Here is a 14,341-nt window from a genome sequence, read left to right as displayed (position 1 = left end):
ATAAATCTTTTAAGTGGCATATTTATTTTTATTCTTTAATTAACTTAATACTTATACAATAAAATATATACCCTATCAAATATCCACCTATTACATCTGTTGGCCAATGGACTCCTAAATAAATCCTACTAATTCCCATTAGACATATCATGACAAAAGATATAATATGGATTAGCTTTTTCTTCCTATCATTATCTACTTTTTTCGCCAATAAAAATGCTATTGTAGAATAAAGGGTCATTGTTACCATAGAATGTCCGCTAGGAAAACTTAATCCCCCTTGATTCACCAAAAAAAACTCTAATGGCCTCGTTCTTTGGAAGAATTGCTTTAATAAATAATTTAATAAATATGATCCCAGAGTTGATAACAACAATAATTTAGATATGTAATATTTCTTTTTGATTAACGTATATGATATCCCCATAGCAGTAACTGGCAATAAAAAATTTACAGATCCTATAAAGGATATAAATTTCATAAATGATAATATTCTTGGATTGGTATTATTATGTATGTACTTCATTATATCCACATCAAATAGAATACCCTCACTGCTACCATTAACCATAAAACCTAAAATTAAAAATATTATTAACATTAAACCTAAAATAAAATCTTTACCTTGCTTATTCATTTATACACCCCTATTATTTTTCTATCAAATTCATTATACCAAAGTTCTCGTAAAATACAAAAAACTTCTTAATAAAAAAAGGCTTCTAAAGGAGAATTTTAAGGAAAACTTTTTGGTCACTGCATAAGCGACTTGTACGAAATCAAAATGTTCGACAATCTGCTTAAAACTCAAATAGGTCAAGTTCTAAAATGAAAAAGACAAAAAAAGTAGAATTTTCTTATTCGTTATAGAAAAGGTTCATTTCTTTAGTGAAATCAACCTTTCTATTAATCTTATTCTTCTATGTTTTTAAATCCATCACCTAATACTTCATAAACATTACTTACTGTAATAAATGCATCTTTATCTATGCCTTTAATATAACTTTTCAATTTAATAAAATCTCTTCTATCTATAACTGTTACTACTACATTCTTTTTCTCTCCTGTATAAGCTCCTTTAGCATTATATATAGTCGCCCCTCTTTCCAAATCATTTACTATATATTCTTTAATATCATTACTATATTCACTCACTATATTGACTTCTTTGCACAAACTTATACCCTCGATAGTCCAATCTATTACTACACCATTTAATATAATTCCCAATAGAGAATACATTCCCAACTCAGGCCCGAATGCAAATCCAGCCATTATTATTATAATGAAGTCTGATATAAGCACTCCTTTGCCAAGCTCTATCCCAAAGAACTTATTTATTATCTTTGCTATTATATCAGTTCCACCTGTTGATGCATTTTGATTAAATACAATCCCCATACCTATTGCCGATATAAAAACTCCAAAAATTAGCTGTATTATAATGTCTTCTACTAAAGGCTGTTGTATAGGTATAACTCTCTCAAATAAAGAAATGGTTATAGAAGTCCCCAGACTTGCATAAATAGTCTTAAATCCAAAGCTGGTTCCCACAATAAGAAAACCAATTATAAATAAAACTATGTTAATGATTATCATAATAGCTCCTATTGATAAAATTGGAATCCAATGATTAATAACAATCGCAAGTCCATTAGCTCCACCTACAGCTAATTTCTGGGGCATAAGAAAGAAATATAAACCTGCTGCTACCATTATCATACCAAGAGTTATAAATACATATTCTTTTATTTTTCCTTTCAAATATATTCCTCCTTTATAATTTTTATTTACAAAAAACCTCCCAAAACTTAAGTGTTCTGGGAGGCACAAAGAAATAGACAGATTATATAATTTGTCTACATATTTAAATCTGCTTTTAACACCCCCTATCGACCGTAGAGTTTTTTAGTGCATAAGTAAAGGCAGGTCTTCTGACTTTGGTTCATAAGGACTTAAAGTCTTCCCGATTTATTCAGTGACATTAGTTTTAAATCCTTCCCCATTACAGCGGCGGGACCGTATAGGCATTTAACCTATTTCCCTTTTAAGCAAAGAATATTTTTCTCTGCACCTTCACCTAATTATTTAGTTATCAATTCAAGTATATAGTATATTATTATTACAGTCAACTATATGTAGCACCAACTAATCTCACCAAGAAAAAGAAGATAGGATATCCTATCTTCTTTTTCTTGGTGGTGCTATATGAATCGCTTTATCTTCTAATCCCAATGTAGCCTCAAAAAATGCTTCTGAAAGAGTTGGATGGGCATGAATTGTTCTCATTATACTATATATATCCAATCCATTAGCTATAGCCAGTGTTCCTTCTGCAATTAAATCATTTGCATGAGGTCCAAGTATATGAACTCCCAGAACCTTCTTATCTTCTTCTCCAGCAAGTATTTTTATTATTCCCTCTCCTTCTCCTAAGGATAAGGCCTTTCCATTGGCTGCAAACATAAACTTACTAGCCTTATAAGGTATTCCTTTTTCTTTAAGCTCTTCCTCAGTGTAGCCTACATGAGCTACTTCATTCATTGTAAATACGCAATTTGGATAGATATCTAAGTTGACATCTGGTGTATGACCCATTATTTTCTCCATTACATATTCACCTTGTGCAGATGCCACATGAGCTAATTGAACTCCTCTATTTACATCTCCTATGGCATATATGCCAGGAATATTTGTCTCAAACTCATTATTTACAAAAACACCTTTGTCATCATATTTAATCCCTAATTCATCAAGGTTTAACCCTTCTATTACGGGACCCCTTCCTGATGCAATAAGTACTTTATCTCCTATTACTTCTATTTCTTCGTCTTTTTCTTTATATTTGGCTAAAACTCTAAGTTTATCTCCCTCTTTGGTGATTTCTTTAGCCCTAATATCAACATATGTTTCAATTCCTTGTTTTTTCAACATTGGTACTAATCTTCTTGAAATCTCCTTATCTGCATCCTTTAAAATCCTAGATGCTAAAAGAATTACTTGGGAGCCTAGTTCTTGATAAATGCTTGCAAACTCTAAACCTATTACTCCACCACCTACTACAATTAAAGTTTCTGGAATCTCTTCCATCTCTAGAAGCTCATCAGACGTGATTACCCCTTCTAAATCAACTCCTTTTGTTTCGGTCATTTGTGGTTTAGAACCTGTAGCTATAACTATATTATCCACAGTTATTTCCTTTTTGTTTCCATCTTTTAATTCTACAGAAATATTATTTTTATCTTTTATATTAGCTGTTCCACGTAAAAATTCTATGTTTTTATAAGAGGATATAAGTTGTTCAATACCTCCTACTAAAGTATTTACAACTTTATTTTTTCTCTCTTGTAGTGCTTTTCCATCCATTTTAAATTCTCCTGCTGTAATTCCAAACTCAGCAGCTCTTTTAAAACTGGACATAATCTCTGCATTTCTAAAATATGTTTTAGTAGGGATACAGCCCCTATTAAGGCATGTACCCCCTACTTCTCTATTTTCTATTAAGATTATATTTGCACCAAGTTGAGCTCCTCTTATTGCCGCTACGTAGCCTCCTGGACCAGCCCCTATAACTGCAATAGTTTTAGTCAAATGGTACACCTACCCTTCGTATTTAAGCACTGGGAATCTAGCTGCTTTTGTTTCATCTGGTCTGCTTACAATAGTGTTTAAAGGAGCATCCTTTAATAACTGTGGATTTTCACTTGCCTCTTTAGAGATTGTAATCATAGCATCGATAAATTCATCAAGCGTTTCTTTAGATTCAGTTTCTGTTGGCTCAATCATAATTGCTTGATTAATAATTAATGGGAAGTAAACTGTTGGTGGATGATATCCCTTGTCAAGCAATCTCTTAGCTATATCCAATGTAGTTACTTCAGACAACGTATCCTTTAACCCACCTAATACAAATTCATGTTTAAATAAAGTATCTATTGGTAAATAGAAATGTTCTTTTAATTTATTAGCCATATAGTTAGCATTTAATACAGCTATTTCACTAGCTTTCTTTAATCCATCACTACCCATTGTCAATATATAGGTATACGCTCTAACTAATATGCCAAAATGACCAAAGAAATCCTTAACTTTACCTATAGTATATGGTACGTTATAATCCAGATAGTATCTATCTCCATCTTTTTGTACCACTGGAACTGGTAAGAATTCTTCAAGATGTTTCTTAACTCCTATCGGTCCTGCTCCTGGTCCTCCACCACCATGAGGTGTTGAGAAAGTCTTATGAAGATTGAAGTGAACTACGTCAAATCCCATATCTCCAGGTCTTGCATGACCAAGGATAGCGTTAGCATTAGCTCCATCATAGTATAATTGCCCACCAGCATCGTGTACAATCTTAGCTATTTCTTTAATATTCTTATCAAATATTCCAAGAGTATTTGGATTTGTAAGCATTAATCCTGCTGTATCATCTCCAACTACTGCCTTAAGTGCTTCTAAGTCTACTAAACCATCTTTTGTTGATTTAACTTCTACTATTTTATATCCAGCCATTGCTGCTGTAGCTGGATTAGTACCATGAGCTGAGTCTGGAACTATGATTTTATTTCTCTTAAAATCTCCATTCTTTTCATGGTATGCTTTTATAACCATGATACCAGCTAACTCACCATGAGCACCAGCAGCTGGCTGTAAACTCATCTTGTCCATACCCGCTATTTCTGCTAATGATTTATCTAGCTCATACATCAATTGTAGTGCACCTTGAGTACAACATTCTGATTGATATGGATGAAGATTTGCAAACCCATCATATCTAGTTGTATCCTCATTAATTTTTGGATTGTATTTCATAGTACAAGATCCAAGTGGATAAAATCCAGTATCTAGACCATAATTTTTATTTGATAGATTTGTATAGTGTCTTACTACATCAACTTCAGATAGTTCTGGAAATTCAAGTTCTGAATCAGATAAAAATTCTTCTGGAATAAAATTCTTTATGTCCTTATCTTCTACATCTAGTGTAGGAAGATTATAAGCTTTTCTTCCTGACTTAGATAATTCGAATATTAACTTATCATATTTTCTCATTTTATCCCCTCCAATACACTACTCAATTTATCTATTTCATCTTTAGTCCTCTTTTCTGTTACTGCATATAGGACAGAATTATTAAATTGGGGATAATCTTTACCTAGGTGATAGCCACCTATTATATTTTCTTTTATTAAATCTGCATTTATCTTATCAGCATCTATATCAGATGTAACGGCAAATTCTTTAAAGAACGGTTTATCAAAAAGTGGTTTATATTTACCTGATTTAGTAATCTGCTCAAAAGCATAGTGAGCTTTTTTTGTACTTTGAAGAGCAACTTCTTTTAACCCTTCTTTTCCTAGAGTCACCATGTAGATAGTAGCAGCTAATACGTTTAATCCTTGATTTGAGCAAATATTAGAAGTAGCTTTTTCTCTTCTAATATGTTGTTCTCTGGCTGTAAGTGTTAGAACAAAAGATCTTTTACCATTTTTATCTTCTGTCTGTCCTACTATTCTACCAGGCAATTTTCTCATATAGTCTGATTTAGCAGCTATAAATCCTAAGTATGGTCCACCAAAAGATACAGGTATACCCATACCTTGAGCTTCTCCTACTACTACGTCAACACCTAATTCACTAGGTTTCTTTAGAATAGCAAGAGATATCGGATCAACGGATGCTATAAAACTAGCTTTTTTAGCTTTGTGAGCAATCTCTCCAGCAGCCTTTAAATCCTCAATTATACCAAAAAAGTTTGGACTTTGAACTATAACTGCCGCAGTATTATCATTTACAAGCTTATCTAATTCTTCTAAATCAGTAACTCCATCCTTCATATCTACTTCAATAACCTTTAAGCCTTGTACATGTGCATAAGTCTTTAGGACTTGAATTGACTCTGGTCTTACTGTTTTGGAAATTATAATTTCATCTTTTCTTGCAGATGCTGCAGCCATTAAAGCGGCTTCAGCAACAGCAGTACCAACATCATATAATGACGCATTTGCAACATCCATCCCAGTTAAATTACATATAAGGGTCTGGAATTCAAATATATATTGTAATGTTCCTTGGCTTATTTCCGGTTGATATGGTGTATATGATGTATAAAATTCTGACCTTGAAATAATATGATTTATTATTGAAGGGATATAGTGATCATATGCTCCTGCGCCAAGGAAACAAGTCATCTTACTAGTAGAGCAGTTTTTATTTGCTAATTCAGTTAAATATGAACGAACTTCAAGTTCAGATTTTGCTTTAGGTAAGTTCAGTTCTCTATTTAATTGAAGATCTTTAGGAATATCATTAAAAAGATCATCTAAGGAGTTAAGCCCTATAGACTTTAGCATCTCCTGCTCATCTTGATGAGTAGTTGGGATATATGGAAACATATTTTATTCCTCCTCAGCTAAAAACTTTTCGTATTCCTCACTTGTCATTAATTCTTCTAATTCATCTTTATTAGTCATTTCTATTTTAATCATCCAGTTCTCGTATGGATCTGCATTTAAAAGAGCTGGATCATCTATTAATTCTTCATTTACTTCTACTATTTTACCACTTACTGGCATATAAATGTCTGCTGCTGCTTTAACTGATTCTACAGCTGAGAAAGCTTCTTCTTTTTCAATTTCATCATCAATTTCTGGAAGTTCTACATATACGATATCTCCTAGATGATGTTGTGCATAGTCAGCAACACCTACAAATGCTAAATTTCCTTCTACTTTAACCCATTCATGATCCTTAGTGTAATATAATCCTTTTGCAACTTTCATTATTAACCCTCCTAATTTGTTATTTGTTTAAGAATTTTTTACTAATTATTTTAGCCTTAGCTGGCTTATTTCTTATCATAATGTCAACTTCTGTACCTAGCTCTGTATATTCAGGTGCAATAAGTGCATTACCAATATTTTTCTTAAGAGTTGGTGACATATAACCTGTAGTAACATGTCCTATTACCTTGCCATCTTTTTGGATTTCATAGCCTTCTCTTGGAATTCCTCTATCAATCATTTCAAATCCCGCTAATTTTCTCTTAAGTCCTTCTTTCCATTGCTTGTTAAGAGCTTCTTTTCCTATGAAATCTGATGCCTTATCAAGTTTCACAAAGTACTTAAATCCACCCTCAAGAGGATTTATTTCTGCCGAAATTTCATGACCATATAATGGTAATGAAGCTTCAAATCTAAGTGTATCTCTGCATCCTAAACCACATGGTTTAATTCCTTCTTCTTTTCCTGCCTCAAGTATATCCTTCCACACTTTTACTATACCTTCATTAGTGGTATAAACTTCAAAACCATCTTCTCCAGTGTATCCTGTTCTGGAAATCATACATTCTACTCCATTGATATCAACTTTCCTATTTAATGTGAAGAAAGTAATTGTATTTAAATCAGTCTCTGTTAATTTTTGTAACACTTTTTGTGCTAGAGGCCCTTGTATTGCTACTTCTCCAACAGTATCGGAAATGTTAGTGATTTCTACGTCAAAATTACCTTTTTGCTCTAATATCCATTCATAATCCTTAGCAGTATTTGAAGCATTTACTACTAAGTAAAAATCATCATGAGCTAATTTGTATACTAATAAGTCATCTACTACTCCTCCATCAGGTGCACACATGAAGGTATAGACTATTTGGTTATCTACTACTTTAGATATATCATTTGTCATAAGATAATCTACAAATGCCAAAGCGTCCTTTCCTTTAATAGTGATTTCACCCATGTGGGATACGTCAAACAAACCTACAGCATTTCTGACTGCTTCATGTTCTGCAACTAAACCCTCGTATTGCACCGGAAGATACCATCCTGCATAATCAACAACTTTTCCTCCTAGGCCTACGTGCTCATCATATAATGGGGTTTTCTTTGCTTCCATTTAACCACTCCTTCCCTTATTTTTTTCATACTACGAATATGTTACCCTATTATCTAAAAAATAAACTGATTTTATTTATAGATTATTAAATGTTATAATATTGTAGTATCGCTTTAATTATACAAGAGGAGGTAAAAATATGCAATACCGTTATTTTACTAAAGATAGGTTAAAAGTATCACAATTAGGTTTTGGATGCATGAGATTTCCAACGTTAGAGGGTGATTCAGGTAGGATTGATAAAAATTTAGCAACCCGTATGTTACACTATGCTATTGATAATGGGGTAAATTATATTGATACTGCTTATCCTTATCATAAAGGCAATAGTGAGGCCTTTGTAGGTAATGCTCTAAAAAATGGATATAGAGAAAAAGTATATCTAGCAACAAAACTACCTGTTTGGTTAGTTGAATCCTACAATGATTTTGAAAAATATTTAGACGAGCAACTAGAAAGATTGCAAACTGATTATATTGACTTTTACCTTCTTCATGCCTTATCAGAAAAGACTTGGGGAAAAATTTATGATTTGAAAGTACTAGATTTTCTTGATGAAGCTAAGAAAAATGGAAAAATTAAATATGCAGGATTTTCCTTCCATGATAGCTTAGATGTATTTAAAAGTATTGTAGACTCATATTCTTGGGATTTTTGTCAGATACAATTAAATTACATGGATAGACATTATCAGGCAGGAATCGAGGGTATGAAATATGTTGCCGACAAAAATATTTCCCTGGTAATAATGGAACCTATAAAAGGCGGAAAATTGTCGAATGCTTCAGAAGAGATATCCGAAGTTTGGAATAGAAGTCAAATTAAAAGAACTCCTGCTGAATGGGCATTGAAATGGATTTTAAATTTTGAAGAGGTATCAGTAGTATTATCTGGTATGTCAACAATAGATCATGTTATGGAAAACATTAAAACTTGCTCAAATTCATCTCCAAATTCTTTAACCAAAGAGGAGTTAGAGTTAATCGACGAAGTTACCGAAATATATTCACAAAATGTTAAGGTAGGTTGTACAGGATGTGAATATTGTCTTCCTTGCCCACAGAGCGTAGAAATCCCTGATATCTTTGAACTATATAATAACGTCTATGTTTATAACACCGAACAAGAATCTAAGAATACCTATAATAGACTTATTGAATTAGAAAAATCTGCTCAAAACTGTATTGAATGTGGTGCATGTGAATCAATATGCCCACAGCATATTGAAATTATCAAATCTCTTAAAGATGCTGACAAAGTTTTAAGATAAATTATAATGAGAAAGCGAACGGATATAGAGTGTTACGTTCGCTTTCAATCCACTTTATCCACATTATCCACAATTGACCGTGGATAATTTATGTAAACCTACTATTTCCTCTTAAGTATTTATTTGTCTAACATTGATAAATGCACATTGTTAATTATTCACAATTTATTATATTATCCACAGTTCTTATCAACATCTTAAAATTCATGCTTTGAATCTATTTCATTAAAATAATTCATTATACCTACATATATTGCCCAAGCTATTTTCTCCTGATATGATTCATCTATCAATAATTGTTCTTCCATACTATTTGATAGGAATCCGCATTCAACCAATACAGCTGGTATACTAACTTCATTTAATATATACACATCATCTCTTTTTTGAGGTTCTCTTTTATTCTCTTTATCTAATATATTTCTTAATTCCTCTTGTACTATCAATGCCAGCTGTTCTCCTTCTTCAGATCCTTTTTTATAAAAAGTCTGGGCTCCATAATAGGCTGATCTAGTAAAACTATTTAAATGTATTGATATAAGTATTTCACTAGTACTATTATCTATGAGTTCTCTCCTTTTTTTTAAATCCTCTGTTTTCATTTGACGAAGTGTCTTAGATTCTGATGTATATAGACCCTGATCTGTAGACCTAGTCATGAAAACTATGCCCCCACTTTGTTCAATTAGTCGTTTTAGTTTTAATGCTATTTCCAAATTTATTTCATCTTCTTTAATACCATTTTTACTTACTGCACCTGGATCTACTCCTCCATGACCAGGATCTATGGCAATAACCTTATTTGATATTGGTAGATAAGTTACTGGCATAATTTTATATTTTTTTATCACTCCATATCCTAAAGCTATTAATGCTACCAAGAATATGATACCTATTCTGATATATTTTTTTCTAATAATAATCAATTTCATCTTTTCCTCTCCCCTCCTATAGAAATATATTGTAGATATACAAAGTATATTCCAAGGAAAAACTAAATTAATTATTTAGGCTTATTACGCAGTCTCGAAACTTAAATCTATTTGCTCCCTACGCTCGTATAGATTTGGTTCTCGTTGCGTTTGACCTACTAGAACTCACTATCGTTCGTTAAGTTAGGTCATTTTCCGCAGTCTCACTGCACAAATTCATTTGCTCATTATCATTCACATGAATTTGGCGTTCGTTGCGTTTGACCTACATCAGCTCACTGACGTTCGCTGTGTTAGGTCATAAAAAAAGCACTGGGTATCCAGTGCTTCCAATTGTCCAGTTACACACGAGTTTGCTCACGTAGTGACAAAGTTTACTCGTCTGGTAAGCGAGTGGTTGCAATGCTTCTCGCCCATAAGTTACTTTGAGTGACAAAGTTTGTTCGTGGGTTGCATTTACTTAAAAAATAGAAAAAAAGAGATAAAAAATGAGAAAATGACAAGCGAGTTTGCTCGTGAGCAGTGAAGAATGACAAAGTTTGCTCGTGGAAAAATAGGAACAATTATATGAGATGTAAGTGCGATATGCATAGGGGAGGTATTTACTTATATTTTTATATATATTGATTTTACTGGGCTGCGGGGGAAAAAGTTGTTTGGTTATCTGGGATGTTTGTGGCGGGGGGGATATTCTTTTGCACAAATAAAAGGCGCCAGATTGGTTTCCCAGTCTGACGCTCTGTATCTTTCGTGAACAAACTTTGTAATTTTGAACCGACTTTCTTGGAAGTCGACAATGAACAATTTTGTATACTATTTTAATATATTATCTTTGTATTTCTTCATTGCATATATATTAACCATAGGTAAGTTAATAGAAGGCATTCCTGATAATGAGGTTGTTGAAGTAATATATGCCCTTGAAATTTGGGATAATGTTGCTGTTCCATTCACTTCTAACATTTCTTTAAATTTATCCATATTAAGGTTTCTTTTGAAACCAATAAAGTTTCCTCTCATTTTTAAGTGAATTTTGAACGATTCACTTTCTTCAATTTTTCCAATTGAATTCACAATAAAATCAACAACACCTAAATAACCATCTTCTACTTCATTGCAACTTACAATATCATAGTCCATATCAAAATCAACTTTTATTACTTTATCTTTTATATTTAATAAATTATTCTCAATAGAAAATTCAATAACTTTATTGTTTAAAAACTGAAAATCGGCCATTATTTTATCTGTTTTCATTATGCTGCAAGCCCCTTTAATAATTCTAATTCTTCACTAGTTTTTTCATTTGCTTCATTTAATATTTCTTGTTCTTTTTCCATATTATATTGAATTAATACATCCGAATAATTTTCCTCAAAAGTTAATTCAAATTTCCAATTTAGTTTTTTAGAAATTTTAAATAGAAACTCTATAGATGGATTATATTCTCCGCTTTCTAATTTTGAAACCATCGCCTGAGTTATTTCTAATTTATTAGCCAAATCCTTTTGAGTCATATCATTGTCTAGTCTATAGTTTATTATTTTACAAGCAATATCAACAAGCATATTAGATAACTCAAATTCTTGTTTTGTTTCCTCATCAACATCATTAAAAATGTCCCACGGATTTTTTAAAATATCATTTATTAACATATTTCTCACTCCTTCATATTAAGAACATCAATTATTTCATTTCTTCTAATTCTAGCAATTCTTTTACCACTTTCATAATCAGATTTATTTTTTTCTTCAAATACATTTAACAAAATTGCTTTACCATTTCCATTAATAGAAATAAAAGAAAATAGAATTCTTATATTTTTTTCTCCAAATAATCTAATACTATATAAGTTATCTTCATCAAGTAACTTCTCAAATAAATCGCTATTACCAAGACAACATTTTGTTTTTAATCCTTCTAAAAATCTTAAACTCTTTTGATATTTGCTCAAGAATGCTCTTTTATATCCACTATTTTCAATTATATCTTCCAGTTCGTTATTTAAAGTATAGTAAACTTTTATATATTCAGTTGGATACTTTGAACCAAAAGGATAAATAATATTAGTAGTAACTTTTCTCTCGTTCACAATTTAGTATCTCCCTTTAACAATATTATATAACTTATAAGTTATATTTGCAACTTATTTTTTATATTTATTATTTTGCAAGAAAATTTTACCATAGATTGTCTAATTATTAAGTAAGTCAATTCTGTTTAGATTATATAAAGGCTAACTAGTAAAGTTAAATCTGTACATATCCTAGTTTATAAAGGAATACTATCTTAATTTGATATGCCTTCAATATCGTACAAAATTAATTTCACCAATCAGTCTGTTCATTATGTAGTTCATTTTCTTTCTTCTTATTACTCATATAATCGTTTCTATCTAGTAGTTCTAATAGGAAGCAACCAAAAACTGCACCTATCAAATAAGGCAAAGTAACCCATTTTATAAAATTTTCTACTTTTAATTTGATCATCTGCCTTGAAAACTCTCCATAGTGTTCAACAAACTCACTTTCCAAAGGAATAAGTATATTATAAAGAGGTTCAGTTAGATAATCTGAAATGAAGAAGCAATAACTTATAGTCGAGTACATGGCTACAATAAAATTAACTGCAACTCGAACTTCTGGCCTAATTTCTTTAGGAGCATCATAAATTTCAAAATTTAGAAGTATAACAGTTAATACAATTGTCATATATCCTATTACTTTATCTGATATCGATTCTGGCATATTAAAAGACACTGCCAATATATCTCCAAATATTATCCATATAATCCCAGCAATTAAAGGTAATGTTGAAAAATAAACACTATATGATATCCAATGTTTTATATGTCTACTAACAAATCTTCTAAGCCAATAATGCATCATTAAAAACAAACCAATGTATGTTAAGTATTGCACCAATACTGCCAACTCATTTGATATATTCACAAAATACATAAAAGTTGCATTAGAAATAAATATCCAAGTAATACTCCAATCTAACATATAACTTAGGTACTTTTCTCTATCCAAAATCTTTTTTTTGGATTGGATACTGTAGAATGCAGTAAAGGATAATAACAACAATATTATTGCTAAGAATACTCTTATGCTACTTATAACCAATGAATTCTTATCCACTAAAATAATCGAAATGATTAAATTAATAGGTACTATTAGTATAAATACTTTTCTAAATTCAAAAATTTTAAACTGTTCCATTCCCCATAAAATAAGTTTACTTGTAAGAAAGAAAAATCTTTTAAATAAAAATGTTATATTTATCAATATTTTTTTAATTATACTCATATTACTTTCTACCTCAACCGTACCGTATTGTATCATTATTATATTTTCAAGTTTACAAATACAAACGATAAAATACAATTTTAACGAACTAAAAGTGTTCTATAATAACTTCAATCAGTCTTTCATTAGTTACTCTTAAAAAAGAGCCATTTCAATATCACAAGCACGAAATCCTGCAGATATGAGCCTTCCGTTAGCATCATAATCTTTAAAGTTAATACACAAATCGTTTAACTTTTTTGCCTCATCACTAAGAAATACAATGTATTCGCTGGTATATTTCTCAACATTCTGCTTGGTATCATTTATATAACCATCTTTTCTTAAACTAAGAGTCGTTATACCATTAGGTTGTGTATGATTGCCTACTACACGGGAGTCCATCACTCCAAAATCATTTGGAAACAGGAACCGCATAAATGTTGTTGCTGTAGGTATTCTAACTCCTCCAATTCGGAAAAGTGACATATCCTTTTTCTCATATGCATTCATTAACTGATTTACCGTGTCAGCATTCCACTTAGCCAAGACATTGTCCACCTTTAATTTAGCACGCCCACCTTGACTTGTCATTTTCCAGTATACAATTGCTGAAGATATTTGCTTCAAATTTATTATATGATTATCTGTAAGATTATTGGAGATAAATGCAGCATAGCAATCTTGAAATACTTCTTGTACAATACTTTCAAATCTTCTAATATTTATACCATTAGGATTTCCATTTGGTACTTCTCTTGCAAATATTCCAATAAACTTTCCTACATTATATATGTTACCTGTTTTCACAATTTCTAATTTACAGTCTGGCGAATTATAGTCGTACTTCTCTCTCAACATTACATATTTATCAGACGTCATCAATAAAGGTTTATTGTTTATCTGAGACATCATCTTTCACTCCTCAACCAGTATTTTACTTGTTAAGT

At 31.3% G+C, this 14,341-nt stretch carries 14 protein-coding genes and 1 riboswitch; of the genes, 1 reads left to right on the top strand and 13 read right to left on the bottom strand.

Going from position 1 to position 14,341, the window contains the following annotated elements; translation table 11 throughout:
• Positions 1-28: 28 nt before the first annotated feature.
• The 7 genes from RDK80_RS06270 to gcvT all read right to left on the bottom strand — a co-directional run bounded on the left by RDK80_RS06270 (position 29) and on the right by gcvT (position 7,899).
• Positions 29-637, bottom strand: a complete 609-nt coding sequence (locus tag RDK80_RS06270; RefSeq protein ID WP_216557479.1) for a phosphatase PAP2 family protein — start codon at positions 635-637, stop codon at positions 29-31.
• 275 nt (positions 638-912) lie between these two features.
• On the bottom strand, positions 913-1,764 hold the full coding sequence (locus tag RDK80_RS06265) for a YitT family protein (RefSeq protein WP_246565674.1): 852 nt from the start codon (positions 1,762-1,764) through the stop codon (positions 913-915).
• Positions 1,765-1,906: 142 nt separating this feature from the next.
• Positions 1,907-2,093, bottom strand: a riboswitch (cobalamin riboswitch).
• A gap of 88 nt (positions 2,094-2,181) precedes the next feature.
• Positions 2,182-3,591, bottom strand: a complete 1,410-nt coding sequence (gene lpdA / locus RDK80_RS06260) for a dihydrolipoyl dehydrogenase (RefSeq protein WP_216557476.1) — start codon at positions 3,589-3,591, stop codon at positions 2,182-2,184.
• 9 nt (positions 3,592-3,600) lie between these two features.
• Positions 3,601-5,055, bottom strand: coding sequence for an aminomethyl-transferring glycine dehydrogenase subunit GcvPB (gene gcvPB, locus RDK80_RS06255; protein WP_216557472.1), 1,455 nt, complete (start codon positions 5,053-5,055; stop codon positions 3,601-3,603).
• Positions 5,052-6,398: an aminomethyl-transferring glycine dehydrogenase subunit GcvPA gene (gene gcvPA, locus RDK80_RS06250; protein WP_216557468.1), complete on the bottom strand. Its 1,347-nt coding sequence runs from the start codon at positions 6,396-6,398 to the stop codon at positions 5,052-5,054. The genes gcvPB and gcvPA overlap by 4 nt, the downstream gene beginning before the upstream one ends.
• A 3-nt stretch (positions 6,399-6,401) precedes the next feature.
• A complete protein-coding gene (gene gcvH, locus RDK80_RS06245; protein ID WP_216557464.1) occupies positions 6,402-6,785 on the bottom strand; it encodes a glycine cleavage system protein GcvH in 384 nt (127 codons plus the stop codon).
• A 19-nt stretch (positions 6,786-6,804) separates the two neighbouring features.
• Positions 6,805-7,899, bottom strand: a complete 1,095-nt coding sequence (gene gcvT / locus RDK80_RS06240; protein ID WP_216557462.1) for a glycine cleavage system aminomethyltransferase GcvT — start codon at positions 7,897-7,899, stop codon at positions 6,805-6,807.
• 139 nt (positions 7,900-8,038) lie between these two features.
• Here gcvT and RDK80_RS06235 point away from each other — a divergent pair, with 139 nt between their 5' ends.
• Complete coding sequence (locus tag RDK80_RS06235) at positions 8,039-9,169, top strand: aldo/keto reductase (protein WP_216557459.1); 1,131 nt, start codon at positions 8,039-8,041, stop codon at positions 9,167-9,169.
• Positions 9,170-9,366: 197 nt separating this feature from the next.
• Here the strand turns inward: RDK80_RS06235 and cwlD are convergent, their stop codons facing one another.
• From cwlD to RDK80_RS06205, 6 genes are all read right to left on the bottom strand, one after another.
• Positions 9,367-10,101 carry an N-acetylmuramoyl-L-alanine amidase CwlD gene (cwlD, locus tag RDK80_RS06230; protein WP_216557455.1) on the bottom strand — a complete coding sequence of 245 codons (735 nt, stop codon included), beginning with the start codon at positions 10,099-10,101 and terminating at the stop codon, positions 9,367-9,369.
• An 813-nt stretch (positions 10,102-10,914) separates the two neighbouring features.
• On the bottom strand, positions 10,915-11,358 hold the full coding sequence (locus tag RDK80_RS06225; RefSeq protein WP_308523784.1) for a hypothetical protein: 444 nt from the start codon (positions 11,356-11,358) through the stop codon (positions 10,915-10,917).
• Positions 11,358-11,756 (bottom strand): helix-turn-helix transcriptional regulator, encoded by a 399-nt coding sequence (locus RDK80_RS06220; protein WP_308523783.1) that lies wholly within the window; start codon positions 11,754-11,756, stop codon positions 11,358-11,360. Before RDK80_RS06220 ends, RDK80_RS06225 begins: the two co-directional genes overlap by 1 nt.
• A 5-nt stretch (positions 11,757-11,761) precedes the next feature.
• The gene (locus RDK80_RS06215) at positions 11,762-12,193 is read right to left on the bottom strand and encodes a hypothetical protein (RefSeq protein ID WP_308523782.1); all 432 of its coding nucleotides are present in this window, start codon (positions 12,191-12,193) and stop codon (positions 11,762-11,764) included.
• A 235-nt stretch (positions 12,194-12,428) separates the two neighbouring features.
• A complete protein-coding gene (locus tag RDK80_RS06210) occupies positions 12,429-13,412 on the bottom strand; it encodes a hypothetical protein (protein ID WP_308523781.1) in 984 nt (327 codons plus the stop codon).
• A 135-nt stretch (positions 13,413-13,547) separates the two neighbouring features.
• Positions 13,548-14,303: a hypothetical protein gene (locus RDK80_RS06205; protein ID WP_308523780.1), complete on the bottom strand. Its 756-nt coding sequence runs from the start codon at positions 14,301-14,303 to the stop codon at positions 13,548-13,550.
• Between the last annotated feature and the right edge of the window lie 38 nt (positions 14,304-14,341).

Source organism: uncultured Tissierella sp. (genome assembly GCF_902479755.1).
Lineage (GTDB): Bacteria > Bacillota > Clostridia > Tissierellales > Tissierellaceae > Tissierella > Tissierella carlieri.
The sequence above is the reverse complement of the archived record's forward strand: the minus strand, read 5'-3'. Positions and strand labels throughout refer to the sequence as shown.

Coding starts and splice junctions, on each gene's coding strand:
- RDK80_RS06270 (WP_216557479.1), bottom strand. CDS start 637: ATGAATAAGCAAGGTAAAGATTTTATTTTAGGTTTAATGTTAATAATA.
- gcvPB (WP_216557472.1), bottom strand. CDS start 5,055: ATGAGAAAATATGATAAGTTAATATTCGAATTATCTAAGTCAGGAAGA.
- gcvPA (WP_216557468.1), bottom strand. CDS start 6,398: ATGTTTCCATATATCCCAACTACTCATCAAGATGAGCAGGAGATGCTA.
- gcvH (WP_216557464.1), bottom strand. CDS start 6,785: ATGAAAGTTGCAAAAGGATTATATTACACTAAGGATCATGAATGGGTT.
- gcvT (WP_216557462.1), bottom strand. CDS start 7,899: ATGGAAGCAAAGAAAACCCCATTATATGATGAGCACGTAGGCCTAGGA.
- RDK80_RS06235 (WP_216557459.1), top strand. CDS start 8,039: ATGCAATACCGTTATTTTACTAAAGATAGGTTAAAAGTATCACAATTA.
- cwlD (WP_216557455.1), bottom strand. CDS start 10,101: ATGAAATTGATTATTATTAGAAAAAAATATATCAGAATAGGTATCATA.
- RDK80_RS06225 (WP_308523784.1), bottom strand. CDS start 11,358: ATGAAAACAGATAAAATAATGGCCGATTTTCAGTTTTTAAACAATAAA.
- RDK80_RS06220 (WP_308523783.1), bottom strand. CDS start 11,756: ATGTTAATAAATGATATTTTAAAAAATCCGTGGGACATTTTTAATGAT.
- RDK80_RS06210 (WP_308523781.1), bottom strand. CDS start 13,412: ATGAGTATAATTAAAAAAATATTGATAAATATAACATTTTTATTTAAA.
- RDK80_RS06205 (WP_308523780.1), bottom strand. CDS start 14,303: ATGTCTCAGATAAACAATAAACCTTTATTGATGACGTCTGATAAATAT.